This is a genomic window from Auritidibacter sp. NML130574 (genome assembly GCF_003185725.2).
Taxonomy (GTDB): domain Bacteria; phylum Actinomycetota; class Actinomycetes; order Actinomycetales; family Micrococcaceae; genus Auritidibacter; species Auritidibacter ignavus.
In genome coordinates, this window is the sequence record NZ_CP031746.1 from 2335511 (window position 1) to 2361404 (window position 25894).

26 protein-coding genes and 1 riboswitch are annotated in these 25894 nt (G+C 60.2%); of the genes, 14 read left to right on the plus strand and 12 right to left on the minus strand.

What is annotated here, in order from left to right:
- Positions 1-287: 287 nt before the first annotated feature.
- Together DCC27_RS10615 and DCC27_RS10620 are read right to left on the minus strand one after the other, a co-directional pair.
- Positions 288-4133 carry a phosphodiester glycosidase family protein gene (locus tag DCC27_RS10615; RefSeq protein WP_168186121.1) on the minus strand — a complete coding sequence of 1282 codons (3846 nt, stop codon included), beginning with the start codon at positions 4131-4133 and terminating at the stop codon, positions 288-290.
- Between the two features lie 188 nt (positions 4134-4321).
- Positions 4322-4885: a HEAT repeat domain-containing protein gene (locus DCC27_RS10620; protein WP_110110763.1), complete on the minus strand. Its 564-nt coding sequence runs from the start codon at positions 4883-4885 to the stop codon at positions 4322-4324.
- 42 nt (positions 4886-4927) lie between these two features.
- On the opposite strand from DCC27_RS10620, the gene DCC27_RS10625 reads away from it, so the two are divergent.
- Genes DCC27_RS10625 through DCC27_RS10645 form a run of 5 tightly spaced genes read left to right on the plus strand, consistent with a single transcriptional unit; the run spans position 4928 to position 11852 of the window.
- Complete coding sequence (locus DCC27_RS10625) at positions 4928-5878, plus strand: acyl-CoA thioesterase (protein ID WP_158524662.1); 951 nt, start codon at positions 4928-4930, stop codon at positions 5876-5878.
- A 27-nt stretch (positions 5879-5905) separates the two neighbouring features.
- Positions 5906-7645 carry an ABC transporter ATP-binding protein gene (locus DCC27_RS10630; RefSeq protein ID WP_246840094.1) on the plus strand — a complete coding sequence of 580 codons (1740 nt, stop codon included), beginning with the start codon at positions 5906-5908 and terminating at the stop codon, positions 7643-7645.
- Entirely contained in the window at positions 7642-9501 is a 1860-nt protein-coding gene (locus DCC27_RS10635) for an ABC transporter ATP-binding protein (protein WP_110110738.1), read from the plus strand. The genes DCC27_RS10630 and DCC27_RS10635 overlap by 4 nt, the downstream gene beginning before the upstream one ends.
- A 10-nt stretch (positions 9502-9511) precedes the next feature.
- Positions 9512-10462 carry a CPBP family intramembrane glutamic endopeptidase gene (locus DCC27_RS10640; RefSeq protein ID WP_158524775.1) on the plus strand — a complete coding sequence of 317 codons (951 nt, stop codon included), beginning with the start codon at positions 9512-9514 and terminating at the stop codon, positions 10460-10462.
- Positions 10463-10466: 4 nt separating this feature from the next.
- Positions 10467-11852: an MATE family efflux transporter gene (locus tag DCC27_RS10645; RefSeq protein ID WP_110101527.1), complete on the plus strand. Its 1386-nt coding sequence runs from the start codon at positions 10467-10469 to the stop codon at positions 11850-11852.
- On the opposite strand, the gene DCC27_RS10650 is transcribed toward DCC27_RS10645, so the two are convergent.
- On the minus strand, positions 11849-12442 hold the full coding sequence (locus tag DCC27_RS10650) for an OsmC family protein (RefSeq protein WP_158524776.1): 594 nt from the start codon (positions 12440-12442) through the stop codon (positions 11849-11851). The two genes, DCC27_RS10645 and DCC27_RS10650, sit on opposite strands and share 4 nt — an antisense overlap.
- A 7-nt stretch (positions 12443-12449) precedes the next feature.
- Positions 12450-12532: riboswitch (SAM riboswitch) on the minus strand.
- Between the two features lie 71 nt (positions 12533-12603).
- On the opposite strand from DCC27_RS10650, the gene DCC27_RS10655 reads away from it, so the two are divergent.
- Positions 12604-12807, plus strand: a complete 204-nt coding sequence (locus DCC27_RS10655; RefSeq protein WP_148707534.1) for a hypothetical protein — start codon at positions 12604-12606, stop codon at positions 12805-12807.
- Between the two features lie 685 nt (positions 12808-13492).
- On the opposite strand, the gene DCC27_RS10665 is transcribed toward DCC27_RS10655, so the two are convergent.
- From DCC27_RS10665 to DCC27_RS10695, 7 genes are all read right to left on the minus strand, one after another.
- Positions 13493-14581 (minus strand): MFS transporter, encoded by a 1089-nt coding sequence (locus DCC27_RS10665; protein ID WP_110110741.1) that lies wholly within the window; start codon positions 14579-14581, stop codon positions 13493-13495.
- On the minus strand, positions 14578-15021 hold the full coding sequence (locus DCC27_RS10670) for a multidrug efflux SMR transporter (RefSeq protein WP_110110742.1): 444 nt from the start codon (positions 15019-15021) through the stop codon (positions 14578-14580). The genes DCC27_RS10665 and DCC27_RS10670 overlap by 4 nt, the downstream gene beginning before the upstream one ends.
- 39 nt (positions 15022-15060) lie before the next feature.
- Positions 15061-15381 (minus strand): multidrug efflux SMR transporter, encoded by a 321-nt coding sequence (locus DCC27_RS10675; RefSeq protein WP_110110743.1) that lies wholly within the window; start codon positions 15379-15381, stop codon positions 15061-15063.
- Between the two features lie 36 nt (positions 15382-15417).
- The gene (locus tag DCC27_RS10680) at positions 15418-15906 is read right to left on the minus strand and encodes a nucleoside deaminase (protein ID WP_110110744.1); all 489 of its coding nucleotides are present in this window, start codon (positions 15904-15906) and stop codon (positions 15418-15420) included.
- Entirely contained in the window at positions 15903-16523 is a 621-nt protein-coding gene (locus tag DCC27_RS10685) for a DsbA family protein (RefSeq protein WP_110110745.1), read from the minus strand. The genes DCC27_RS10680 and DCC27_RS10685 overlap by 4 nt, the downstream gene beginning before the upstream one ends.
- An 83-nt stretch (positions 16524-16606) precedes the next feature.
- The gene (locus DCC27_RS10690; RefSeq protein ID WP_246840095.1) at positions 16607-17086 is read right to left on the minus strand and encodes a MarR family winged helix-turn-helix transcriptional regulator; all 480 of its coding nucleotides are present in this window, start codon (positions 17084-17086) and stop codon (positions 16607-16609) included.
- A 32-nt stretch (positions 17087-17118) separates the two neighbouring features.
- Positions 17119-17775, minus strand: a complete 657-nt coding sequence (locus DCC27_RS10695; protein WP_110110746.1) for a maleate cis-trans isomerase — start codon at positions 17773-17775, stop codon at positions 17119-17121.
- A 386-nt stretch (positions 17776-18161) separates the two neighbouring features.
- Here DCC27_RS10695 and DCC27_RS12870 point away from each other — a divergent pair, with 386 nt between their 5' ends.
- From DCC27_RS12870 to DCC27_RS10730, 8 genes are all read left to right on the plus strand, one after another.
- On the plus strand, positions 18162-18554 hold the full coding sequence (locus DCC27_RS12870) for a 4'-phosphopantetheinyl transferase superfamily protein (RefSeq protein WP_110110747.1): 393 nt from the start codon (positions 18162-18164) through the stop codon (positions 18552-18554).
- Between the two features lie 556 nt (positions 18555-19110).
- Positions 19111-19560 (plus strand): relaxase domain-containing protein, encoded by a 450-nt coding sequence (locus tag DCC27_RS12695; RefSeq protein ID WP_256372018.1) that lies wholly within the window; start codon positions 19111-19113, stop codon positions 19558-19560.
- Positions 19538-19774, plus strand: coding sequence for a hypothetical protein (locus DCC27_RS12700; protein WP_255434676.1), 237 nt, complete (start codon positions 19538-19540; stop codon positions 19772-19774). Before DCC27_RS12695 ends, DCC27_RS12700 begins: the two co-directional genes overlap by 23 nt.
- Before the next feature lie 223 nt (positions 19775-19997).
- Positions 19998-20546: a transposase gene (locus DCC27_RS10710; RefSeq protein ID WP_110110748.1), complete on the plus strand. Its 549-nt coding sequence runs from the start codon at positions 19998-20000 to the stop codon at positions 20544-20546.
- A gap of 205 nt (positions 20547-20751) precedes the next feature.
- Positions 20752-21108: a transposase gene (locus DCC27_RS10715; protein ID WP_110110749.1), complete on the plus strand. Its 357-nt coding sequence runs from the start codon at positions 20752-20754 to the stop codon at positions 21106-21108.
- A 107-nt stretch (positions 21109-21215) separates the two neighbouring features.
- The gene (locus DCC27_RS10720) at positions 21216-21851 is read left to right on the plus strand and encodes a hypothetical protein (protein ID WP_148707535.1); all 636 of its coding nucleotides are present in this window, start codon (positions 21216-21218) and stop codon (positions 21849-21851) included.
- A gap of 176 nt (positions 21852-22027) precedes the next feature.
- Complete coding sequence (locus DCC27_RS12335) at positions 22028-22492, plus strand: hypothetical protein (RefSeq protein ID WP_180342660.1); 465 nt, start codon at positions 22028-22030, stop codon at positions 22490-22492.
- Between the two features lie 212 nt (positions 22493-22704).
- Entirely contained in the window at positions 22705-24345 is a 1641-nt protein-coding gene (locus DCC27_RS10730; RefSeq protein ID WP_110110751.1) for a thiamine pyrophosphate-dependent enzyme, read from the plus strand.
- 30 nt (positions 24346-24375) lie between these two features.
- On the opposite strand, the gene DCC27_RS10735 is transcribed toward DCC27_RS10730, so the two are convergent.
- Both DCC27_RS10735 and DCC27_RS10740 read right to left on the minus strand, forming a co-directional pair.
- Entirely contained in the window at positions 24376-25209 is an 834-nt protein-coding gene (locus tag DCC27_RS10735) for a DedA family protein (protein WP_199445914.1), read from the minus strand.
- 2 nt (positions 25210-25211) lie between these two features.
- Positions 25212-25745 carry an SRPBCC family protein gene (locus tag DCC27_RS10740; RefSeq protein ID WP_110099847.1) on the minus strand — a complete coding sequence of 178 codons (534 nt, stop codon included), beginning with the start codon at positions 25743-25745 and terminating at the stop codon, positions 25212-25214.
- Positions 25746-25894 lie beyond the last annotated feature (149 nt).

A 25894-nucleotide genomic window follows, 5' to 3' on the forward strand; every position in this document is an offset into this window, starting at 1 on the left:
CCTCCTGGCTCGGTCAACACACAAAACCTGAGCCATCACCAGCGGGTGCTTAAGGACTATTGGCAGTAAACCCGCGCTTAATTGTGATGCACTTCACATTACACCGGTGCGTGGGCGTGCGCAAGGGGGACGAATGGTTGAGGGAAGCGTTGGGGGTGCCAGAATCTCAAGGGTCATGTTTCTACCCGCCTATCAGATTTGCGGAATAGCTGTCGAAGAGAGCCACCCCCGCGCATTGTCAGAGGGCTGAAGCATGCGCCGGGGTGGCAATTTCGTAGGCTAGGTCCCTAGTGTCTGCGACGTGTTGCCGACAGTGCGGCTAGAGATCCCCCTGCGAGAAGCAGTATTCCTGCCCCGAGGACAAGGAGTAAGTTGGCTCCTGTGCTCGCGAGAGTGCCAGTTTTCTCTGACTCAGCGCGACCTGGAGAATCTTCTTGAACTTGTTCTGTTCCAGCTCCCGGATCTCCAGCAATATCTTGTTCGGGGGTGGTGGTTCCCGCGGTGGGTTCCTGGGTTGGTTGTTGTTCGGGGGTGGTGGTTCCCGTGGTGGGTTCAGGGGTTGGTTCTGTATCTGGTCCTGGTTGCGGGGCGGTGCTTGTTTCGGAGGTAGGCTCCGGAACCGGTTGTGGCTCAGGGGTAGCGTCTGGATTAGGTTCCGGCTCCTCCTCGGGATCTTGTGCTGGGGCGGCAACGACCTCGACTGTGTGTGAAGCGGTCTCGCCATTAATCGTGAAGGTGAGCGTTGCGGTACCCGGTTGGGTGGCTACGAGTTGACCAGTGGCAGGATTGACTCGGATCACCGCGGCATTCCCTTCTGATCCACCATTGTTGACTTCTACGTGGTCGCCACCCCATTTGGCGCTCATCGGCCAGACAAACGGCATGTGCTTGCCGTCCTGGGTGAAACTAGCGTCAACGGATACCTGGTCACCGACCGTCATGCTTGACGGGAGCTCGGTAGTTGCACCGAGCGTGATCGAATCGACAAAAGGATGCATCTGCACTTGTAGCCAGGCATTACGTGCGACTTCAGGCTCTGGGGACTTACCGACGATGCCCTGAGAAGGATCTATTGTGAGCATGCTCCAACCGACGAATCCTCCGGTCTCGGGTGTGCCGGAGGGACCTTTGCCACTGTTGCCGTTGATAATTGCGGGCACGCCGTCGGCGGTTGACGCATGGAATACTCCAACATGTCCGTTGATAACCGCGACGGATTTGCCTGTTTCGGTCCGGAAGCGGGACAGACGGTCTTGGACCTCTCGTGCTTCAACGCGATTTCCCATCTGGCTGAGCTTGGTTGGTAGCGGATCATTCATTGGGTGGTGCCACATCAAAACGACACTGGTCGTGCCTTCATCTGTGGCTGCTGCTTCCAGCCGATCTTCAAGCCAAGGAAGTTGGTCTCGATCGGAAGACCGGAGCCCGCCCTGAGCGGTGTTGAGGGTCAGGAACTGTGTCCCCTGTAGATTTTGAGAAGTCCTTGTGTCGCCGAATGCTTCCACAAAGTTGTCGATCTCCCCGCCCATGATTTCGTGGTTTCCGGGCGCATAGGTCACCGGAATTTCATCACCAATTTCTTCATCAAGGATCCGCTTAGCGAGTTCAAAATCTTCCGGCGAGGCCTCATCGACAAAGTCGCCAACGATGAATATTGCATCAGGAGATGCGGCTTTGATCTCTTGCAGTGCCCGTCGCGCTCCTTGGACATTTTGACTCTGAGGTGAACGAGCGACGAACTGAGCATCGCTCATCACTGCGATCTGTTGCGGTCGTTCTTCATACAGACGAGCGGTATCGACAACGGAATCGTGAATTTCTGTCTTTTCGCCCGCATCAGTGTCGGGGGCTACCACGGCGCCCAGGTTCGCAATTTTCACGCTGCCCGAATAGGAAGCGTTAGGGCGCGTTTCCATGAGTCGCACCATTTCGATCGTGATGGGATACTCGATCCCGTCGGGAACGGGGAACGTGACATCTCGCCACCCGTGCCAGGTGATATTTCCACCATCAAGATTCGATCGTGTGCCTGCTCCGTTTAAATACTGAATACGGGGCCATGCGCCATTGCCGTCACCGTAGATGCTCAGGGTAATTGAACGGGGCTGTCCATCCACTTGAATCGGGTGAGGCGGAGCAGCATAAGCGCCCCGAGTTGCAGTCGACCCCGTGAAGTCGTAGGAGATTTCAAGAGCATTTTCACCATTTTCACCCTCGCTAGGGGAGACCGATCCAGAGGCGCGGGCCTGGCTGAACTCCCAGCTGTCAGCATCTGAGAAATCAGAAATAGTGACTTCTTCGAAGCCAATGGTCACTGGGAGATCGATGCGCTTCTCGCCGACTTTAAAGTGGATGGTGCCACTTCCACTACCGGCGTTCGGGGACACGGTGAAAGTGTCCACGCCACTGGGTGTCACCTCGATGGTGTCGTTGCTGGAAACCTCGATATCCTCGGTTTCGATGGGTGCACGGAAACCGTCGCCGTCAATTCCTAGCACACGCACCGAAGCGGAAGCGTCCGCATTTTCTAACGCTAATCTTTGATGACTTAGCTCGAGATGCTCGAGCTCTCCGAGAACGCGCACAGGCAACTCTCCTTGTCCGCCGTTGCTTTCACCGCGAACGGTGGAGAGGCCGTGCTTGGTTCCAGTAACTCGGGCCACTGTTTGTCCGCGGTCGTTCTGTGTCGGGGTGCCGAGTAGCTCGAGGCCATCACCAGGCGAGACTGCAACGTCAGCTGTGAGTGGATCACCACTGGAGTTCGTCGCGGTACCGATGACAGTCCGGCCAAGTCCGGTGAATACGCGGTCGGTTCGTTCCGAGTCGCTTGCGGGGTTGACGGTGACGCCGGCGGTTTCCTCCGGCGCTTGAGCAGTTGACCGGAAAACGAGGGCGTTGGCGACGTCGCGCTCCTTGCCGTCGGAAGGACGGTTGGTCAGTGATGCTGATGCGTCGCCTGGATTGCGGGAGTGCAAAGTGGTGGATCCACCACCATCAAGATTGAGAGCCTGGTAGGCGCCGAGATCGACCATCAACTCCGAAAGTTCGCTGAGCCGCATACCGACCGCGTCATCTTGCCGACCGTCGATTGAAACGACAAATAGCTGTGTCCCATCTTGAGAGATCCCGACAGCTGTCCGGGCGGCAGTTGCCTGTTCTGCGTCGGTGGCGCGACCGTCACGGACGAGCACCTGTTGGCCAGAAACCGCCAGGTCAACATCGCGGTCCAGCGCTACCGAGATTTCAACGTTGGTACCAACAGTCGGGACGTGATCCGAGCTTGAACCGGAAAAGACGAGCACGCCCTCGCCCTCGGAAAGATTGGTGTCTGAGTCTAGAGTGCTGGCTTCGAGAATCTCGGTAACAGCCCCGTCGATGACTTTGACGGCGGTCCGTTTGTTGGCAGACAGAGCTTGAGAAATCGGTGTTGTGCCCCAGGCAGCGGTGTAGTACGCAATGCCGTCGCGGTCTTCGGTTGGCGAGTTCACCGACGGCACGTCGTAGGTTCTGCCTTCGATGGTGGCCGTGGCGGCACTGGTCAGTGCTCCAATGCTCGCTGTTCCTTCATGCACAGACAGCGCCTGTGATGAGCCATTTGCGATGGAACGGATCCCTTCTGAAGCAGACACATTTGTGCCTATGGGGGCTCCGGTGTTGTTCATATCAAAATAATCACCGTTGACGGCAGCGACGACGTTGTCTTCGTTCTCGATCTGATTGGATACGCTCGAAACGCCGGACACAGAACCGCCATCGACGACATCGAGTGAGAGTGAAGCGTCGGTCAAGTCCACGTTCAATACATGACCCGTTTGGAAGCCGGTCTTTTGTTCGCGCGTGAACGAGGTGTGGTTGAGGCCCGGGGCAATCGTTTCAGTGTTTGCTTGATGCAGAGTCGAGCCGCTACCGGTGAGGTTGAGCCCGCCTGTCTCGAGCGTTTCACCAACGGGCTGTTTGGGTGCCTGCTCAGTGGCTTGTTGTGAGTGGGGAAATGCAGGGGTGGCGAAGGCCGGGGTCTGTGACAGAGTGAGGCCGAATGCGAGTGTGGCGATCGTGGCGAAGCGACCGAAACGACGGAACCGCGTCGACCGGCCACGCTCGTGCGAGGTAGTTGAGTGAAGAGAGTGTGACACCTTTTCTCCCAGGTCAGAGTGATGATTCGACGCACTGACCATAGGTGTAAGAGGTAGCCTGATCGTGACGGGTGAGTTACCGAATGATGTCTCGTACGTATTAATGGGTACGCGTTGATGAGCGCGCGACACGAGCGGGGTATTTCGAGGTGCTGATCGTCAGGGGGCCGTCTTATCTCTTGTAGTCGCTAGTACCGCGGGCTGGGGCGCAGGTCGCTGCGGTCAAAGCGTTCGGCCACGCGGTTCAGCGCAGACTCAGCGGCATCAGCCATGACCGAATCGGTGCTGGTGACCGCGCTGTTGAGGGCTTTCAGGGCGGATTCGTTCTCGGCGGAGATGATCTCGCCCAACGCGGTGGCGGCCTCCGAGCGGACCTGCGGGGTGGGGTCGTCGAGCAGGTCGAGCAAGGTGTCGGTGGCCTCGTTGAGGTCGCGGTAACCGGCGACCTCAACGGCGATGACGCGGACCTGCCAGGCGGGATCGTTGAGCGCGGTGATCACGGATGTGGTGGCGGTGTGGTGCCAGAGTTCTAGTAGCGTTTGGGCGGCCCAGACACGGCCCATCCAGTCCTCGACGGCCTCCATTCCGCCCAGCACGGCGATATCCGGATCGCCGTCTGCTCCGGGCTGCGAACGACCATCCAGCAGGCGGCAGACCCAGTCCAGCAACGGGTTGGTTCCGAGGGTTTCAGCAGCGTCGTGAATGCGGGATACGGTGGTGGGGGACAGTGAATGCGGTGCTGTGTTGCTCATGGTCTCTATTATGGTCGATGCCACAGTGATAAATTGAGAGGCATGCGCTCCCGTAGTTCACTTTCTCTGCAGTTTCGTGCCGAGGCGTACGATTTTCCGACCGGGAGCGTGACCGCGGGAACGGTGATGAGCTGGCTGGATAAGGCCGGGTATGCCACCGCGGCCTCGTGGACCGGAACGAATGTGGTCGCCGGGTATGTGGGCAACTTGCATTTCGCGCATCCGGTGCCGGTGGAAACCCCGATCACGGTGCAGTGTCGCATGCTGTATACCGGAACCTCCTCGGTACATGTGCAGTCTCGGTTGGTGCTTCCGACCATTCGGGATGACGAGGGGCAACCGACGGTGGCCACCGAGGTGATCATGGTCTATGTGGCCATTGACGACAACGGTGAGAAGGTCCGGGTCAAGCCCTGGGAGCCGACCACGGATGCGGCCCAGGAGCGGGCGGTGAAAGCCAAGGCCCGCTCGGATCAGCTGAAGGCCTCCGAAAAGTCGTTGATGACCATTGCTTTTCCGGAGCAGGAAGAGACTACCGCCGAGATCATTCGTCTGCGGTTTATTGTCTCCGAACCGGATGCCGGTGTCGGCGTACGCGTCGGCGGTGGCTCGGTGCTGCGATGGCTGGATGAGGCCGCCAACGTATGCGGGGCCCGCTGGGTGCAGGACAATGTGGTTGCGGTTTTTGCCGGGGGCGTGCGGTTCGAGAATATGGTGTACGGCGGTGACTTACTGGAGATCGAGGCTCGCCTGGTGCACACCTCGGCACACTCCATGCACGTGATGTTGCGGGCCTGGACTTCGACCCGGTTTGATCCCACGCAGATCCCGGTGGCCCACGGGATCACGGTGCTGGTGGATCCCGGCGAGGACGGGAAGGCCAAGCGAATTCGACCCTGGCATCCGCGCACGGTGTTGGAAACCGAGTTGGAGCAACACTGCACCGAGCTGGTGCGGATGCGCAATGAGATTGCCTATTCCTGGGCCCTGTAATGCTGGGTGGTCTGGCCGTCCGGTAGAATGGCGAGAGTGCTTCTCCGCCTGCTCAGTCGCTACGCCAAACCCTACGGGTGGCATCTGCTGATCGTGGTGATCGCGCAGGTGATGGCCACGATGGCGACACTGGCACTGCCGCGACTGAATGCTGACATTATCGATCACGGAATTGCCACCGGGGATACCGGATATATCGGTTCCACCGGGTTGGTGATGCTCGGGGTGGCGGGCCTTCAGGTGGTCTGTGAGGTCGCAGCCACGTTCTTCGCAGCACGGGCGACGATGGGGATCGGCCGGGATTTGCGGGCCGACCTCTTTGAGCAGGTCACCGACCTGTCGGTACATCAAGTCCAACAGTTCGGTCCCGGCACCTTGCTCACCCGGACCACCAACGATGTCGAACAGGTGCAGTCGCTGGCCTTGGTGGTGGCCTCCACGGTGTTATTGTCCCCGATTATGCTGGTCGGCGGGCTGGTGATGGCCATGGAACAAGATGTGGTGCTCTCCGCCGTGGTGTGGGTGGCAGTCCCGGTGTTGTTGCTGTTCGTCTGGTTACTCTTCGCGCGGGTGCTGCCGTTATTCCAGGCCATGCAAGACAGCATTGACGGGGTGAATACCGTGCTACGCGAGCAGATCGCTGGCATCCGCGTGGTGCGAGCCTTTGTGCGGGAGGCCGAGCAGACCCGACGGTTTGATCGGGCGAACCGTAGACTGACTGCGATCAGCCTGGGCATTGGTCGCTGGATGGTGCTGATGGGCCCGGTGATCGCCATGATCCTGCAGGCGACGATGGTTGCGGTGCTGTTCTTCGGCGGGCACCGGGTGGCGGCCGGGGAAGTGCAGGTCGGTGGCGTTGCTGCGCTGATGCAGTATCTGACGCTGATTCTCATGGCGGTGATGATGGGCGTGTTCGTGTTCATGATGATCCCGCGGGCGGCAGTGGCAGCCCGGCGCATCCAGGAGGTGCTGACTACCGAACCGGAGTTGGACTCCCCGCACCAACAGAAGGCACAACCGGCCTCGGCGGAGCTGGTGTTTGATCACGTACAGGTCCAGCTACCCGGGGCCGAGGCGCCCATCGTGGATGAGGTGAGTTTCCGCATTCCCCCGGGGACCACCACAGCGATCATCGGCTCCACCGGGTCAGGGAAGACCACGCTGGTGAAGCTGATGACCCGGCTGATCGATCCCACCGCGGGGGCCGTGCGGATCGGTGGAGTGGATCTTCGTGAGATCCCGCGCGCGAGGCTGTCGGATCTGGTGGGGCTCGCCCCACAAACCGCGACCCTGCTGTCGGGAACGGTGGGATCCAACCTGCGGTTTGCCGCGCCTGAAGCCACCGAGGAGCAGATGCATCAGGCCCTGGAGATCGCTCAGTGCCGGGACTTTCTGCCCGAGGGGCCACAAGATGCCCTGGAGTACCCGATCAGCCAGGGTGGGGCGAATCTGTCCGGCGGGCAACGTCAGCGGCTCAGCATCGCTCGCGCGCTGGTTGGTGGGCGACAGATCTACGTGTTTGATGATGCGCTCTCGGCGCTGGATGCCAGCACCGAGGCGGCGGTGCGCGCCGGGTTGACCAGATATCAGCGCTCCAGTGGCGCGAGCGTGGTGATGGTGGACCAACGCGTGGCGGCCATCACCGAGGCCGATCAGATCCTGGTGCTGGAAGGCGGCCGGATCGTCGGGGTCGGTACGCACGCGGAACTGAGCCAGTCGAATCCGGTCTACCGGCAGATCATGGACTCGCAGCAGGTCACCTCATGACAGCACAAACGGCAGCACACAGCTCCCCCAGGTTTTTTGCCACGGCCGGGCGTGTGCTACGACTATTTGGTGCCCACTGGCGGATGATCCTGCTGGTGCCGGTGTTGGCGGTGGTGTCGGTCATGGCTGCGGTTGCGGCCCCGCTGATGCTCGGGGCGGCCATGGACGTGATTTTTTCCGGTGCGGTGGAGACCGACTACACCGCCGGAGCGGGCATTAATTTCAGCCAGCTGAACCGGTACGCGCTGCTGACCCTGGCGCTCTATGGGGTGGCCCAGGGGCTTGAGTACCTGCAGGGCCTGGTGGTCAATCGGGTGTCGGTGCAGGTGGTATACCGGTTGCGCCAGCGGATCGAGGCTCAGCTGAACCGGGTGCCACTGGCCTGGGTGGATGACCGGGCGCGCGGGGATCTCCTCTCGCGCACCACCAACGATGTGGATAACCTCCACGGGGCGATCCAAGGTGGTATGGTCTCGCTGATCAACGGGCTGATGACTCTGATCGGGATCGCGGTGATGATGTTGGCGCTGGACTGGCAGCTGGCCCTGGTCGCCCTGGGGATCCTGCCTGCCGGAGCGATCGTGGTGGTGTTGGTCGGGGCCCGGTCACATCGGAAATTCACCGAACAGTGGGCGGTGACCGGTGAGGTGAACGCGCGCGTGGAAGAAACCGTCAGCTCCTACCCGGTCGTGGTGGCATTCGGGCGGGCGCAACGGGTGCGCGACCAGTTCCGCGAAGACAATCAGCGCCTGTATGCTGCCTCGGCTCAGGCAGAGTTTTATTCAGGGCTGATCTACCCGCTGATGGAGTGGATCACCCAGCTGGCCTATGTGGGCCTGGCGGTGCTGGGTGCGCTGAAGGTCGCCGGCGGGTCGATGACCTTAGGCGGGGTGACTGCCTTCATCCAGTACTCCCGACAGTTCTCCCAACCGGTCAGCGAGGTGGCCTCCACCTCGAATATGGTGATCTCCGCGGTGGTCTCGGCCGGGCGGATCTTCGAGTTCTTGGATGCCGAGCCCGAAGCCGATCCCGCCATTGACAACACGGAACCAGACGCCACCTCGGGTCGGGGTGCGGTGCGTTTTGAGGACGTGAGCTTTTCCTATACCGACGAGCCACTGATTCGCGAGATCAACCTGGATGTGGCGCCCGGGGAGATGGTCGCCATTGTCGGTCCCACCGGGGCCGGTAAGACCACATTGGTGAATCTGCTGATGCGGTTCTACGAGCTGGACGCCGGTCGGATCACCCTCGATGGCGAGGACATTTCGAAGATCTCCCGGGTCAAACTGCGCCGGAAGATCGGCATGGTGCTCCAAGACGGGGTGGTGCTCACCGGGACCATCGCCGAGAACCTGCGACTCGGCCGGCCCGAGGCCACCGAAGCGCAGCTGATAGCAGCCGCAAAGGCCACCCGGGTCCATGAGTTCGTGACCACGTTGCCCGAGGGGTATGACACGGAGATCTCGTTGCAGGCCGAGAACCTCTCCGTCGGCGAGTTACAGCGGTTGACCATTGCCCGAGCGTTTTTGGCCGACCCGAAGGTGCTGATTCTGGATGAAGCCACCAGCTCGGTCGATACCCGCACCGAAGAGCTGATCCAGCAGGGCATGGCCACGCTTCGAGCAGATCGGACCACCTTCGTGATCGCCCACCGGCTATCCACCATCCGACACGCCGACCATATTTTGGTCATGGACCACGGCCGGATTGTCGAACAGGGCAGACACGAGCAACTACTACGCCGTGGCGGCGCCTACGCCCGGCTGTACCACGATCAGTATGCCAGCCACGGTGCCACTCACAACGGTGCCACTCACAACACTGACAACACCGGTGACCAGTACCCCCAGTAGACTGGCACTCATGACTGATCAGCAACAGCTTCCGCCGGGGTGGACCCAGCCCGCCGGCGCCCCGTATCCGATCCCGTCGGGATGGCCCGGTGCCACACAGGGAAACCGCCTGGGCGAGCCACGTAACCCGGTGATCCCGGACTGCCGGCCCGGACCGTTTGTGTGGCGCGACCTGCTCGCCGTGCTGGGTTACGTGTTGCTGTTTCTGCTCGGACTCGGCGCGCTGATGCTGTTCATTCCAGGGTTTGTGTCCTTCTCGGCGTGGCTGGTGGGCACCGATCCGGTCAGCGTCGAAGACCTTGCCCGGGGCGTGTTCCCGGTTGAAATCGGTTTCGCGGTGAATCTGATCAACTACCTGATCATGACCGTGTTGGTGCTCATCGCCGCCGGCCCGACGCTACTGTCCTCGCTCCGGTCCTTCCGCCGGCTGTGGCCACTGAAACTGTTGATGATTCCGGCCATCTGGTTCGGCACCATCATCATCAACCTGGTCGTGACCGTGTTGATCGGTGAGGTCCCCAGCTCGGAGAACCAGCTGGTGCTCGAGGAAATGACCACCGTGGCCCCGTTCTGGCTGATGTTTATCACTGTGGTAATTTGTGGCCCGCTCGTCGAAGAGTACATTTTCCGCCACCTGCTGATCGGTAAGCTCTCCCGCTGGGTCACGGTGTGGGTTTCGGTACCGATCTCGGTGATCACCTTCTCGCTGTTACATTTCATTGGGGCGGGCCAATTCAACATCATTGAAACCATTCCGTACGCGGTGATGGGACTGGCGTTCTCGCTGGTCTACACGCTGATGAAGTTCTCGCTGGCCTTCAGCTACGTCCAACACGCCTTCAATAACGCGGTGTCGGTCTGTCTGCTCTACCTCACCCCGGCAGAGCTGTTGGAACAAGGCCGGGAGCAGTTGGGTGCGGCATGGTGGTTCACCATCGCACCGTGGGCAGGCCTGGCTTAACGCGGTGCCTGAGGCTGAGTCCCGCCGTTCAGACCGGCCGCGGTCGGTATCTGCCCAGATTCTTTCATTGGCCGTGCCCTCACTCGGGGCACTGATCGCCGAGCCACTGTTTTTAGTCGTCGATACCGCCATGATCGGCAACCTGGGTACCAGTCAGCTGGCCGGGGTCGGATTGGCCGCCACGGTGCTGCAGACCGTGACCGGCTTGCTCGTCTTTCTGGCCTATTCCACCACCCCGGCTGTCGCCCGTTTTCTCGGTGCCGGTGAGCTCAACCGGGCCCTGCAACGTGGTCGTGACGGTATCTGGTTGGGGTTGCTACTGGGCGTGGTGATCGCCATACCTTTGGCTCTCACTGCCCCGTGGGTGCTGAGCGCGCTGGGGGCTAGCGGGCAGACCCACGCTCACGCGGTGGAGTATCTGCAGTACTCGATGATCGGGCTTCCGGCCATGACCGCTATCCTGGCCACGGTGGGCACCCTGCGGGGACTGGCCGACGCCAAAACCCCGCTGGTGGTCGCCGGTGTAGGCTTTGCGATCAACATTGCGGTCAATTACCTGCTGATCTACGTGGTCGGACTCGGCGTGATCGGCTCCGCCTTGGGCACCTCAGTGATCCAATGGGCGATGTTCTGCATCTACCTGATGATTCTCACCACCCGCTACCGGGGAAAGGGCGGTCGCTTGTTGCCCACCCTGGCGGGGCTGAAAGACACCGCCCAGATCGGGTCGTGGTTGCTGGTGCGTTCGGCAGCACTGCGTGCCGGGATTTTGGTCACGGTACTGACCGCCACACAACTGGGCGCCCCAGTGCTGGCCAGCCACCAGATGGTGATGACCATCTTCTCCACGCTGTCGTTCGCCCTGGACGCGCTGGCCATCGCCGCCCAGGCACTGGTCGGTCAGGAACTCGGCGCCAGCCACCGCCGGGAAGTTCGGGAGCTGACCCGGACGATGATCCGCTGGTCGATGGGCTTCGGGGTGATCACCGGGCTGTTGTTGGCCGGGCTGTCTGCGGTGATCCCGCGAATGTTTAGCCAAGACCCGGTCGTGATCCAGGCCGGAGCGGCCGGGCTGATGGTGTTGGCCATCGCCCAGCCGCTGGCGGGGTATGTGTTCATCCTCGACGGCATCCTGATGGGTGCCGGGGACGCCAAATACCTCGGGATCGCCTCAGTGGTTGCCTTGGCGCTCTACCTGCCGTTCATTCTGTTTCTCGGCTGGCTGGCCGCCCAGCTCGACGACGGCTCCGGGGTCGTATCGGTGGTGTTGGTCTGGGTCGGCTTCGCCGTGGTATATCTGGGCGCTCGTGCGCTGACACTGTGGTGGCGGATTCGGGGCGAGGCCTGGATCGTGTTGGGCAGTGTGGTCGGCCCGTCGCGCTCGTCCTAGGCGTCGGGGTTGGTGAGCGTCAGAAATGGTTCGGCAGCGTCCACCGGCTCATTCCGGTTGGGGACCCCCAGCGCCTGATTCACCACGGCCTCGGCATCGTGATCAACCAGCCGGTCGACGAACTGCCAGTGCACGGTCAGCTGTAGCCCTTGGGCCGCTCGCAACAGGTTGGCTGCCGGGCAAGCGTGCTCCACGTCCTGGGCGAAGGCCCGTAGTCGGTCCGCGTCGCGCACATCGGTCTGGACTAACACGGCCAAATGATAGGTGTGAAAGTGAGGTTGGACATCCCGGCCTGCCACCAGACCACCCAAATCCTGGGAGGCATAGGAGTAGGTGTGAATGCCCTGAATCGGGATCTGGTGTGTGCCGGACTTGGCCTCAATCACCACGGAAATACACCCGTTGGTGGCCCCGAGAATGTATTCCATCGGGTTAGGCGCTGCATTCTTTCCACCGGAGGCTTCCGGCTCATCAACCAGGAAACGGTACGCACCGGTGCTCACGGTTGTTTGAGCGGAACCGTAGAACACGCCGGACACCCGGTTGGATTCAGATTCGGCCACCTGGGGCTGTTCGGTGAACGTTGTCATATTCTTGCTCCCATCGATTCTGGCATTAGCACTCGAGATAGATTGCTGCGGCGTCATGGAGCCAGATCTCTCGGCCGCTCGTGATGGACATTTATATTCTGTCATACCGGGCGCGAAGGAGAAAACTGCCGGAGAACGTTTTCTTGCCTAGAATGTCTCCCGTGACTCAGACCCAACAGCAGCCTCCGTCCAAGATCAGCCCCGACACCGCCCACCTGATTTTTCGACCGTATCTGATTCGTGCCGGGGTGGCGATGTGGGAGTTCCTGCGCCAAGAACGAATGGCTTCGTCCATTGCGTCGCGGAAGTCGCGTCGTAGTCAATCGGTGTCCGCTCAACCCCGGCACGCACATAGTGGCGTGTGATCGTGGTGCATGAGCGAGTGGTCGTAGAGGAACCCACGCGCGGGATCTCATGGGCGGATCATGAGAATTGCCGCCAGGGTGCAACTTAGCCCATTGGCCGTTCTCCAGTGCGTGACTCGAAGAGCTCCAGATAGCAGTCAGCGACTTCCGTCTTCTGCTCCGGCGTCATTGACAACGGGTTTTCGCGGCTGTACCCGTGCATAGCGCGGCTTTGTGGCCCGCAGCTACCGTTGCCTCGAACTTATCGGGAAACGTCTCGATCGATTGTCTAAGCCAGAACCAAGTCGCGGGAATCTTACGATCGCTCACTAGTTTGAGCAGGCGTGGAGCGCCAAACTCTCCCGCAAACTTCCCGCGCGAGATGTCACTCGGGAAGTCCTGTCCGCCATACGATACCAAGCTATCCTGCGACGGCGTCCACATCGATACCAATTGACACCATGATCTTCTTTGACATTTTGTCTGTCTCCTTAGCGGTTTCTGCTTACCTATTCGCAACCTTTGGCTTACGCGTTCAATCACTTCTTGACGGCACGGGTGCGAGAATTCTTCGTGCCTAATCGACGTACCCGCACTTCGCTCTTGCTGTGGGATTGATACCGATTCGTTTCTTCTGACAACACCTTTTTTCTGTTTAGGAATCCGACTGTGGTAATTGAAAATGAGTAGATGGTTCGGTTTGCAACTAGCCTTGGATCGTCATCCATCCGGCGGCAAGTGCGCCAATGCCGAGCCCACCGTCGAAAGCGATGTTCCATCCTGCGCTGGCAGTTTCCGTCGCTCGAGGCGTTCGGGCACATCGCATCATGGCCGTCAAGGCAGCCGTCTGGCCTACACCTGAGGCAAATCCAATGACTGCCACGGCAACGAGGGTGCCCGGACGAGAGATGATGACAGCGAAGCCCACCGTCGACAGGGCGAGGAACCCGACAGCCAGGACCAGGATGACCAGTGGTGGGTACTGATCGGAGAGGTGGCCTCCGACCAAGCGGCCCGGTACTAAGCACACCTGGATGACCAATGCGGCCAGAACAGGCAGCCAAGCGCCGCTTGTGGTGCCAACGGAGGACAGCACGGCGGCGTAGAGGCTCACTGTGAGGAGGTGACCAGGCAGGCTGATACTTGCAACGGCAATAGCGGAGGAAGCCCGCGGACCGGCTAGTGGGTCCGTGGATGTGGATTTCGCGGGTGTGTGAGCTGCTTGTCGACTAAAACGGTGCTCTGTCGCTGTCTTCGCTTGCCTCGCAGGAATGAGGGCGCCCAGCGCGAAGGCGCAGCCGACGATGGCGACACCCATTTGGCCTCCGTGCTCGACAACGTAGAGGCCGATCGGAGCGCCCAGTGCTCCACCCGCTGCCGAACCGAAGCCGTATGCACCCAGGGCGCGACCCGTCTGCCCTGGTGCCGCTTGCTCCTTTACCCAGACCGTGCTCATCACCACGAAGACCCCGAAGCCCAGACCGAGGAGGAGTGAGCCTGGCCACTGGTTCGCCACCGGCAGGATTGCACTTCCCACCCCCATAGATGTCAGTGCAAGCATGACGGCGAGGCGCCGGTTCCTGACCCAGTTCCGCCCCAGGAGCAGGAGTGGCTGGACAGTGACGACAACCAACATCACGATACCGGCGCGGGTGCCGGCTGAGATGCTCGTTCCGTCAAGAGTGCTCGATGCTGTCGTGTAGAAGGTGTAAAACGCGGCGAACCCGCCGCCGGCTGCCGTGGCGATTCGAACCACGGAGCGGGCGGGGGCACGCCGAGGTGATGTCGATGTCACTGGGGCTGTTCCGGGGCCGCGGTGGCCTGGCCGTCACTCTTCTTTGCCTCGAGCTTCGGGCTGTCGGCGAGCTTGAGCCAGATGACACCGCCGATGATGACGGCCAGCCAAAAGCCCTTCACGAGGGTAAGGGTCTCATCAAAGAAGACGGGCCCTAGGAGGGCAGCGCCGACGGCGCCAATGCCGGCCCAGACGGCGTAGCCGATGCCCACGTCGATTTTCGTCAGGGCCACGCTCAGGAAGAACAACGTGAGGAGGAAGAAGACGATCGCCACGAGGGACCAGGTGAGGTTGGTGAATCCCTGACTCCCGTTGACGCTGAGAGCATATCCAACTTCGAACCCGCCGGCGAGCAGTAGCGCCAACCAGGGCCCGGCTTTCTTCTCAGGGTTTTCGGGTCCAGTTGGCGTCAACGGTCCTCGTGTTGCTGTGGAAGTCATGACTGCAGTCCTTTCTTAATATCAGGTAGGGCAAGTGGGTTAGACGGTGCCTGCGAGGTTAAGGCCGACCACGCCGGCGATAACGACGCCGATGCCCAGTAGCTTTTTCCAAGTGAGCCTCTGGGACAGGAAGAGCGCACCGGTGATGACGATGCCGACGCCAGCAAGTGATGTCCACAGGGCGTAGCCGACGCCCACGTCTAATGTCAGTAGCGCGAGGCTGAGGAAGAAGGTGGCGATGGCGCCGCTGATGAGTGTGGCGATACTCCACCCAAGCTTGGTGAATCCTTGTGCTTTTCCGGCGGAGATGCCGACGGCGACTTCAAAGATGACGGCGATGCCAAGATAGAGCCAAGTCATAATGGATGTCCTTTCGAAGGTATACGGTAGCGCTGGTCAGCGTCCGTGATTGATCTGTGTCTGCAGGTATCGGGAGAACGGCTCGTTGCCGCGTTCGGTGGACAGGTGATTGAAAACGGTCGCCCGGAGTGCATCGGTGATACCAAACGAGCGGTAGCTTGTGCGGTAGTCGAATCCCCAGTCGGCGACGACGTCACGGTCCACGGCCACGTAGATGGCCTCCACGCCGTGGTCGAGTGCGAAGCGGTAGCAGAGGCCACAGGGCTCCCCGGTGGCCAGGAGAGTTGTACCGGAAAGGTCCTTTCGATCGGTCGAGTTGAGGACTTCTCGCATGGCGACAATCTCTGCGTGAGCACTTGGATCTCGGGTTTCGCGGACTCGGTTCACACTGAAACCGGAGATGATTCCCGTGCCGTCGACGAGAACGCCGACAAAGGGAAGCCCGCCGGCTTCGACGTGCTCTACGCACTTCTCGACTGCTTCGTCCATGACCTCGGTCAGGGTTGGTGGGGTCAAGTCGCTCATGAGCGGGCCTCGGTGGTGGTGGCATCAGCGACAAGCAGGTCGACTGTCTTCTTCAACCGTGTAGCGCTGGGAACCCCTGGCAGAAGTTGTCCTGCAACCACGATGCCCGGCACGGAGGTCACGCCAATGACGTTAACCGCGTAGTCCTGATCAGCCCGTTGCCTCGCTCGGCGCTCCTCGCTACGAAGGGCAACCTCCACCTCTGTTCTGTCCAGGCCCACCGAAGCAGCGATGTCGATGATCACATCGTCGACTCCGATGTTACGGTCCTCCTGGAAGAAAGCCTTGAACATCGCTTGGGTGTATTCTTCGGCCTTACTCTGTTCCCGAGCCAATTGCAACACCATAAACGCTTTCTCCGTCCGCGGCTGGGGCGAAACGGTCGGGAGCCTCAGATGAACCCCGAGCCGATCGGCCATCGGGTAGACGGCGTCCTTCCACACCCTTGGTAGGTAGTCGTCTTCCGGCCGAAGTGTCGGGACCGGATCAGGCCGTAGTTCAAAGGGCCGGATCGTCACCTCAACGTCCCGGTCGTGCTTAAGTTGCTCAACTGCTCCTTCGATGAGATAGCAGAAGGGGCACACGTAGTCGATAAAAACATCGATTTTCGTGGTCATAGTGGTTTCCTTTCGTTGTGCTATATATGCATGTGCATGCATATATAGGGGTAGGGTGCGACAGCTTGCCTGCGGGCGGGGTGTCAACAGACGATCTTGCTGATCGCCTTGAAGGACTCGTCGAGACCAACCAAGTTCAGTTGCGGATATTGTTTCGCCGCATCGCTCAGCAATTCGCGAATCTTCGCTTCGTACGGCTCACGAATATTCGTAACGGCTTCGAGACCACTGTCGGTGATGACGGCGTAGACCCCTCGGCCATCATGGGGGCAGGTATCTCGGAAGGCTAGGTCTTTGGTCTCCATACGTCCGACCAATCGCGTCACGGAGCTCTGGGTGAGGCCCATTCGGTGAGCAAGTTCAGTGATTCGTAGCTCTCGGTCAGAGGCTCTGCTCAGATGCAACACGGCACGGTACTCGGTGAGGCCGATGCCGTATTTGTCCACCAGCCACTTGCCGAGCGTTGTATCTACCGCCGTAACAATGGCCGCAACCTGCGCCCATGCCGCACTGAGGTTGCGCACGGAAAGGGGGGGTGCTGAGTCTTTTGAATCCATGTACATGCACGTAACTCTATCATGGGAGCTTGTTGGGGTTATCCTGTAGCAAAGAAACGTCCGTATCCTTCCACCTGGCGCCTGATGTCTGTCCCCTCGAAGCTGGCCCACAAGAGGACCTGGTTGGCGGTGAGGATTGTGATGCTGAGATCGCGTTCGAACTGGTCGATAGCTCCGATGGCTCGCTGTCCGTTGCCTGCTATGAAGACCGCCTTCGCACCAGTTCGTGCCACCAGGTTCTTCACTGCTGTGGCAGTGGCCGCTGGGTTGATGGTGAGTGGGCCTCCCATCGGGCCACTCGGGGTTGCTGAGACGATGTCTAGTCCCTGGTCTCGGAAGTAGGTTTTTCCATCGGAGCAGAGATCCTCGTCGAACCAGGAAGGTGCAATGATGGCGATCTTCTCGAGTTTCAATGCCTGGATCGCGGCAGTGGCTGCCGTACCTGTGGTGTTCAGCCTGATGCCGTGACTGACAGAACTCAGGCGCGCGAGGAGTTCTTGTTCGCCTGAAACACCGACTTTGAAGGATGAACTGGTGAAGGCGAGTCCGATCGCATCCAGTGGCGAATTGGAGAGGCTCTCGACTGTTTGGTCGATGATTTCGGGTGCGATGAATTGGAGGATCGGATCGTGGGCGATCTTCTCGTCGGTTCTTAGCGGACCGGAAGATCCTGTATTCGAGCCCCGTGATGTCATCCTTGGACTTTTCCTCGCCCTCAACGATGGCACCGGTGGACAAGCTCACGTGAGTCCGGGGCAAATCGATGGTTGTCGCAGTCAAGGTCACCGGGGGCTCCTTCCTGTTCATGTCATCCGAGACAAACGGTTTGCCTGAGTTCCAGGCCTCGCCCATCAGTAATGTTATTAGCTGTACATGCATCAACCTAGACTAGTGCATGTGCATGCAACAAGCCCTGACGTGCCTTTCGTCATAATTTGTCAAAGATCACCCTCGACGCTAAGGCTGTCGGGTGCCCAGTCAAGCGCTGACAGAGATACCGCGGCGATGCTCGTCCAGCGAGCGCTCGGACTAGGGGCCAGGAGGTATTTCCGCAGTTCAAATCGGATTTTTCCGCTGTTCTATGCGGTCGCCTACTTCTCGATCTGGCACTCAGGCGAGGGCTGTGTCCTGGCTACAGCAGACGTTGCGATCGGTGTGGATACTCGAGTCGCGTCTCAGCCTGCCAGGGTGGTCAGACCCCGTCTGGGCTCTGTCCGATGGCGAACGGAAGGAGCTGGAATCAGATAGGGATGACAGGGTCCTCACGGAGATCTGGACTGCGAAGGAGGCAGTTGGCAAGGCGATAGGTGTCGGCTTGCAGGCAAGGCCAACTGCAATCGACTCGTGGCCAATGCCCTCCGAGCCGTCCCGTCGTCGTGTCAAGATGCCTAGCGGACATGGTGCGGTGGCACAACTGGACTCGCATGGCATCTGGTGGGGCAACTACCACGTCCGAATTGCCTGGGCCCTGTAACCGAGAGCGGCAAAAGCGAGACTGATCGCTAGCTTAACAGGTCGGAGCTAAGCGTGTAGCTCGACCCGTGGACGCGAGCTTGCACCCGCCCCCGCCGAAGAAATGTAGGTTGCCCCTTCCAGCAAGACAATTGATGATGTTGCCGGGCTGCTAGCGAGCTAGGGCTTCGTCTGAGAGTCTCGACCGCGCCAAAGACAGCCACAATATCACCACCCACACGGTTGGCACCGGGGCGCGACTAGGCACGCTGCGCGCACCTGCCCACTGGGGCCGTCCCTTCCCGAGCCCCCCTCGGCAGGGGCAGTCGTGGTGATGACGATCCGCCTCATGTGCGCCAGTCGCGACCACGAATACCTCCTGAAAACCATCGCCACTGACGACGCCGTCGGCTGCCTCCGCGCCCCCCTTTGACCCGTTACTGCACCGAATCCGGAAACCCGCAGGGGCCTGGCACCGGCCTGAGCAACCTCGAAGACGGGACCGGCACCGGGGTGGCCGAGGGGTCGACGGTGAACGAGGACCACCTGGTCAACTGCTCGGACAGGGTGTGCACCCGGTGAGAGGTGCGAAACTCGGCCACACTTATCCGACGTTGTCGCCTCCGCGGGAGCGGATTGCCGCCCTGGTTGCGATCCAGGACATCCGCGACGAAGAGATTGTACGCAAGTCACGTACTGCGATTGCAGGCTTCGATCTAACCTTCTCCCCACCGAACTCACTGAGCGCCCTATGGGGAGTCGCAGATACGCCGGCGCAAGAGCTGGTTGCGCAGGCCCATCATGCCGTAACGCGCGATACCGTCGCGCTGCTCGAAGAACGCGTGGTCTCGACCCAAAGCGCAAGGGCGGGACCGCGAAGATGCCACTTACCGGGCCATCGCCACCGTGTTCGGCCACTACGACTCAAGAGCCGCCGACCCGTAGTGTCACACCCATCTGGTCGTCTCGAACAAGGTTCAAGGCGAAGATGGGAAGTGGCGGAGCCTGGACTCGCGGCGGCCGCATAAGGCCACTGTCGCGTTGTCTGCCATCGACAATGCCTACCTCATTAACCACACCGCCGAGCTGATCGCGGCGCTCTCCCGTCGCACCACCGGCAGCGTCGGCATGAAGGGCATGGAGCAGACCAGGAATCGCCTCGTCCGCGACTACCAGGACACCCACGGGCGCCCCCCGTGGCCTTTGAGGTGTCACTGTTTTCCGGCACGATACCCAGCGTAGGGACCCGGCTGGTTGGGGCATGGTGCTTGCCCCCCAGTTGACCATGATCCGAGGATGTTGTCACCGGGGCGTGTCTGGTTCGTTCGGATCGCTAAAAGAAGCACGCTGGTGGAACTTGTGGGCCCTTGTAACGTGGTTGTGTGCGGACGGGGTTTCGGTGACCTGGTCTTTTAGTGGAAAGAGTCAAAGAAGGTACCCGATAGAACCTCAAGGATCTCTTTGAATCGGTGTTGGCAAGTTCGACCATCGTGCCGCCGCTGTCGACCACAATGGCAAGGTTATATATGACAAGCCGTTGCCACGATCTGACCCCAAGATTCAGGCACTGTTGAAAGACCACAGGTCTCAACACGGTGAGCTGTTGGTTGTAGTAAATCAGTCCAAAACCATCGGCGCGTTATTGATCGCGGTTGCCCAGCAACTCGGGATTCACGTCGTCTACCTATCAGGGCGGACGATGCCCCGGGTGGCCGATTTACTTCCGGGCCAGGCTAGCACCGGTGACAGAGGCGCCGACATTATTGTTGAAGTAGCGTGCCTCATGCCCCATACATTCCCTGGGGTGACTGTGGCTGAAGAACAGTTTGCCGAACAACTATCGATGCTGTGTGGGTTTGATGACGATCTCGTCGCGCAGCTGTCCCTGGTCCACAACCGGTTGCCAGGATTATTGGCCCAGAGCCCCTGCCTGGAACGGATAATTACGCCCAGGGTGGTCCACCTGGTTGTGGTGGATTTGCTGGATAGGTATTCAACTCCGGCCTCTTTGTAGCGTACCGGGCGAGGACATCTCAGAACCCGGTTCACGAAACTCGCGCCCCGTATCTCGGTTCGACTCACCGACGAGATCATGACCGCGTTGGCCGAACAAACCACCATCGTGGCCGGCACGAACACTGCCAGACACATTATCAGCAGACTAGCCACTCAGCTTACCCAGCTGATCCCAGCAACGAGCTGATATCGAAACAGAGATCTTGAAAGTCGTTGATGCGTACCCTCTTACCGACCTCCTGACCTCCATGCCCGGCACCGGGGTCAGGGCAGTCGCACGCATCCTCACCGAAGTTATCGGCAAGGACTTTGCATCCATAGCGCATCTGGCTTCTGATGCTGGCATCGCGCCGGTGACCGGTCAGTCCGGCACCTGCAGTCGTGGTCAATCGCCATCTCTGCGTAGCAACAAAGTCCTCAAACGAGCGCTGGTTTGTTTGCCTTTGCTTCGAGCAAAGCCGACCCCGCCTGCCGGGACCAACCACGACAAGAAACGTGCTGAAACCAAACGTTACAACAAATCCGTTATCGCCCTCGCCCAACACAACTTGTTCCCGTAGCTTGACGAAAACGATAGAAGGACCCCGAAGCCTGATTCACCACAGCAATATACCGGGCGCGAAGGAGAAAACTGCCGGAGAACGTTTTCTTGCCTAGAATGTCTCCCGTGACTCAGACCCAACAGCAGCCTCCGTCCAAGATCAGCCCCGACACCGCCCACCTGATTTTTCGACCGTATCTGATTCGTGCCGGGGTGGCCTTAGCCTTCGGGATCTTCTCGCTGATCTACCAAGCGCCCGACCTGATGGACTCCGGCCCTGCCTGGGTTAATGTCAGCTGCGCCATCTACCTGTGTCTCACCGGGGTGGCGATGTGGGAGTTCCTACGCCAAGAACCGGTGCCGGAGGCCATGCGCTCGCCTTTGTCGATGGCTGCGGCCGCCTGGGTGCTTGGGCCGGTTGCATTAGTTGGGGCCCAACTGTTCTCCGCCGGGGTGATGGCCACCGCGATCATCCTCAGCCTGGCCTTGCTGGTTGCCGGCATTGCTCAGCTGGTGGCCGGTGGTGGATACCGCAAAGAATTTCCCCCGGCCCGCGACTGGTTGATCCCTGGAGCCGTCGATGTGCTCACGGCGGTGGCCACCGTCATCGCGATGTTCGTCGGCGCTGACTTCCACAATCTGCTCGGTATTGTGGGCTCGGCGGCCTTTATTCACGCGGTGTTTTGCAGTATTCCCGGGGTGGGGTACTATCTCGACACCCGCCGGGCTCGTCGTCGTGGGTGGAGGCCGAAAGAGTCCTGACCTGCAGTGCTGGTCTGTGGTGCGCCCTGTTGTTCACTCTGAGAGGTCACGTGCGGATTCTGTCAGCATGCCGTGATTAGAATAGTCAGGTGCGCCCTGGTGCCCCACGACGTGGATCATCCGGAGCGTGCAGGCATTATGTATTGTGATCATCGAGCACCCCAGGAGCGTGAGTCGTGACTACTCAGCGCGGCCCGCAACCTCCGAACGGCCCCGAGAAGAAGAAACCCCTCGGCGTTGCGGCACCCCTGATTTTCTCAGCCGTCCTCGGTTTGATCGGTGGTGTCGTGGTCACGCTGGCCTCCACCGGTGGCCTGAACAACCCCGATAGGCCCCTCCGCCTGGACCTGGGTTTGATCGCTTTCGGGGTGTTTTTCATCGTCTCCCTGCTGGTGGTCTCCTTACTCCAGCTGGCATCACGAGACAACCCCGAACACCTTTCCGAAGGCTCCGGCATTAACCGGTCCTCGGAACAAATGCACCGTGAAGCCATGGCCAAAGCGCGGGCGAAAAAACGCGCTGAGGCCGAACGGGCCGAAGCGCAGCGCTCCCCAGCATCCCACCCGAGCGACTCAACCCCGCAGCACGCGGAGGATGCGGACCGCGAGGACCCACAGCACGGTGAGGGTCGCTCCTCCTAACGCGATCTGTGCAACGAACGTGGTGGACATCATAGAAATGTCCCGGCATGTTCACAAAGGACTGAATCTGCCCCGGAATGTGACGGGGCGGACATCGGGTCGATGGTAGTTTGGATAGTCAAGCGAGAGATAACCGTTGTCCACCACCATGAGATCGCGGTTCATGATGAAAAAGTGTTGTAAACACATTCTGTGTGGAGCTGAGGAGCCAGATGAGCCAGAAGAAGCCTGCCGGCCACGTCATCGTTGATACGTTGGTCGCTCACGGCGTGAAACGCGTCTACAGCGTTCCAGGGGAGAGCTACCTGAACGTGCTAGACGGACTCTATGATTCACCCATTGACAATATTGTCTGTCGCCACGAGGGCGGGGCGGCCTATATGGCCGAAGCCGAGGGCAAGATGAATTCCACCCCCGGTGTGGCCATGGTGACCCGTGGTCCCGGTGCCTCGAATGCGCACGTGGGACTGCACACCGCCTGGCAGGACTCGACCCCGATGGTGCTGTTTGTTGGACTCATCCCGTTCGAACACCGCGATAAGGAAGCCTTCCAGGAATTCGATCCGCATGCCTGGTTTGACTCTGGAGCCAAGCGTGTCATGGTGCTCGACCATGCTGAGCGCGCCTCCGAGATCGTCGCCGAAGCGATGTTCGCAGCCGCCTCGGGTCGCCCCGGTCCGGTGATTGTCGGTCTGCCCGAAGATGTCATCACCCACGAGATTGACGCCCGGCTGCACCCACAGATTCCGGTGGCTGGTGGCGGTATGACCGTGGACGACTGGAAGGCGCTGCACTCGGCGCTGTTGAACTCCGATAAGCCGCTATTCATCACCGGTGGGAACGACTGGAGCCACGAATCCGCTGAGGAACTAACCCGATGGCTGGAAGACCACCACATCGCCGCAGCAGCGGAATGGCGCACCGAAGGCACCATCCCCTTTGACTCACCCAGCTATGTGGGGCCAATCGGGTATGGTCGGCCCAAGCCCACCTACGATTTGCTGGAAGAAACCGACCTGATCGTCTTCGTTGGCACGGTGCCCGGTGATACTGTTACCGACGGTTTCCGGGTGCGCCAGAACTGGGAGAAAACCAACTTCCTGGTCACTATCGACCCGTCACTGCGCGGTCGTTCCGGCCCGGTGTCCCACCAGATCGTGGCGAAACCGGATCTGTTTATCCACGACCTGGTCCGCATGGACCTGGAGGTCAAGGACTCCTGGAAGACCTGGACCGCGAAGATGCGGGCCCAACAGGAAGAGTTTGCGACGTTACCGGAGATTACCGGTGAAGGCCCGGCCACCATGGATGAAATGATGGCCCATCTGGTTGCGGCACTTCCTGCACCCCAGGATCCAATGGTTACCTTTGGTGCCGGTGAACACACCAACTGGGCCCACCGTTACTTTCCGACCCGCTCCTATGCCTCGATGATTTCGGCCCGTAACGGCTCGATGGGCTACTCGGTGCCCTCGGGTGTGGCCGCCTCGTTGAACTACCCGGACCGTCGGATCATCACGATTGCCGGTGACGGTGAGTTCTTGATGAACGGGCAGGAACTGGCCACCGCCCGCCAGTACGGTGCCACCCCGCTGGTGATCGTAATGGATAACCAGGAGTACGGCACTATCCGCACCCACCAGGAACGCGATTACCCGGGACGTGTGTCCGGTACGCAGCTGTTCAACCCGGATTTCGCTGGCATGGCGGAAGCCTTCGGTGGGTTCGGGGTCAAGGTCACCCACAACGCGGAGATTCCGGCCGCTCTCGAGCGTGCGCTGAAAGCTGTGGACGAAGACGGCACCTTCGCGCTGATCCACCTGGTCGTCGAGCAACGCCGGAAGGCGTACTAACCCGGTCGGGATGTGGCCCTGATCTGGTTCTTAGACGTTGCGGTCCTGCGCGTTGGCTTTCCCAGGTTCGTCCTGGTTCGTGTCGGCGTTCAGGGCCGCATTGCGTTTCATGGTACGACGGGCGTGGAAGATCGCCACCACAATCAGCGCCAGAGTAATCCACAGCAGATAGCGGTTGACGACCTCAACCACGGCCAGCACCTGATCTCCGAAGGTGTAGCCCAACCAGATAAACAGCCCATTGATTGCTAGCACACTGACCGCGTTAAGTACGATCATCAATCCAGCTGAGACCCGCAATAACCCCAGCAACGCGTTGATGATATTGCTCGGCACTGGTCCGGGGGTATAGCACAGGGGCACCAGTGCGCCGGTGATCCCTTTGGCCTTCGTGGACGTCATCGCCCGGTGGGCCATTTTCTTCAGCCAGGGCGTGTACTTCACCGACATGTCGATGAAATCCATGCCCCACCGTTTACCCATCCAGTAGTAGAAGGGGACAAACTTCAGCGCCCCGACCAGAGTGAATAACCAGTACATCCACCAGGGCCCCTCACCGACCGAGGCGTGGGCGCCACCAATCACCGACGAGGTGTAGCCCCCCACCAATAACGTGTAGGCCACCGGCTCGGTCAACAGCCAGGCACGGAACGGGATGAGAGCAATGCCCCACACGGCCATGGCGAACAGCATGATCAGCAGGAAGATATCCACTTTGGTGGGGTGGGCCAAGAACTCGGGGAGGTTGAGATCTTCTTCGGCGGTCTTTTGTTGCGGGCGCGGATCGCGCCGATATTCTGCCCCCGGCTCGGTATTGTCCGGTTGCCAGGCGTCGGAGTGCGGATCGGGATACGAAGTGGTCATGATCAGAGATAGCGTCCTGCCAGTCGAGTCAACGATGCCTGGATACCCTGGGCGTTGAATGCCACGGTATTCGAGAAGTAGTAGGCCATCGCCACCAAGAACGGCACCGAGGAATAGTCGAAAGATTCGGTGACCGTGGTGTAGCCAGGGTGGTGCGCATCGGCGGCAAGTTCCCAGCGCCAGGTGTGGCCAGCGGGGTGTTTCCATTCCACAATCTCTCCCGGGATTGCGGCTACTGTGGTCAACTTCATGGTGTAGTCGATGCCGAACTTGTGCATGGCGACTTTAAACGTATCGCCGATCGTCAGCCGGTGCGGTCCGGAGACTTTGGGCTTGACCGTGTCAGAGCCGTCGATCTCGTGGTGGCGGTGGGGGTCGGCCAGAATCTCCCAGAGTTCCTCCGGGCTGGCCTTGACGTTGACGCGGTAGGAGATGACCTTCGGGCCAGCGTCGACCGCCGTTGGCCACCCAGCCTGGGGTGCGGTTTGTGGCAGCCCGGTGTCGGGGTTGATCGGACGGGATGAGGAATCGTTCATCACAGGGCACCTTTCGGATGATGGTTGCGTGTCATACTGTACGCGAAAATGCCGATCCGGTGCCGTATCCACAGCCAGATCTCGCAGCCCGATCCGCAGTAATATTGCCCCGGATTTTCGCAGGTGGGGCTTGCGGGTCTACCATGTAT

Coding starts and splice junctions, on each gene's coding strand:
- DCC27_RS10620 (WP_110110763.1), bottom strand. CDS start 4,885: ATGAGCAACACAGCACCGCATTCACTGTCCCCCACCACCGTATCCCGC.
- DCC27_RS10625 (WP_158524662.1), top strand. CDS start 4,928: ATGCGCTCCCGTAGTTCACTTTCTCTGCAGTTTCGTGCCGAGGCGTAC.
- DCC27_RS10630 (WP_246840094.1), top strand. CDS start 5,906: ATGGCGAGAGTGCTTCTCCGCCTGCTCAGTCGCTACGCCAAACCCTAC.
- DCC27_RS10635 (WP_110110738.1), top strand. CDS start 7,642: ATGACAGCACAAACGGCAGCACACAGCTCCCCCAGGTTTTTTGCCACG.
- DCC27_RS10640 (WP_158524775.1), top strand. CDS start 9,512: ATGACTGATCAGCAACAGCTTCCGCCGGGGTGGACCCAGCCCGCCGGC.
- DCC27_RS10650 (WP_158524776.1), bottom strand. CDS start 12,442: ATGACAACGTTCACCGAACAGCCCCAGGTGGCCGAATCTGAATCCAAC.
- DCC27_RS10670 (WP_110110742.1), bottom strand. CDS start 15,021: ATGACTTCCACAGCAACACGAGGACCGTTGACGCCAACTGGACCCGAA.
- DCC27_RS10675 (WP_110110743.1), bottom strand. CDS start 15,381: ATGACTTGGCTCTATCTTGGCATCGCCGTCATCTTTGAAGTCGCCGTC.
- DCC27_RS10680 (WP_110110744.1), bottom strand. CDS start 15,906: ATGAGCGACTTGACCCCACCAACCCTGACCGAGGTCATGGACGAAGCA.
- DCC27_RS10685 (WP_110110745.1), bottom strand. CDS start 16,523: ATGACCACGAAAATCGATGTTTTTATCGACTACGTGTGCCCCTTCTGC.
- DCC27_RS10690 (WP_246840095.1), bottom strand. CDS start 17,086: ATGTACATGGATTCAAAAGACTCAGCACCCCCCCTTTCCGTGCGCAAC.
- DCC27_RS10695 (WP_110110746.1), bottom strand. CDS start 17,775: ATGACATCACGGGGCTCGAATACAGGATCTTCCGGTCCGCTAAGAACC.
- DCC27_RS12870 (WP_110110747.1), top strand. CDS start 18,162: ATGCGGTCGCCTACTTCTCGATCTGGCACTCAGGCGAGGGCTGTGTCC.
- DCC27_RS10730 (WP_110110751.1), top strand. CDS start 22,705: ATGAGCCAGAAGAAGCCTGCCGGCCACGTCATCGTTGATACGTTGGTC.
- DCC27_RS10735 (WP_199445914.1), bottom strand. CDS start 25,209: ATGACCACTTCGTATCCCGATCCGCACTCCGACGCCTGGCAACCGGAC.
- DCC27_RS10740 (WP_110099847.1), bottom strand. CDS start 25,745: ATGAACGATTCCTCATCCCGTCCGATCAACCCCGACACCGGGCTGCCA.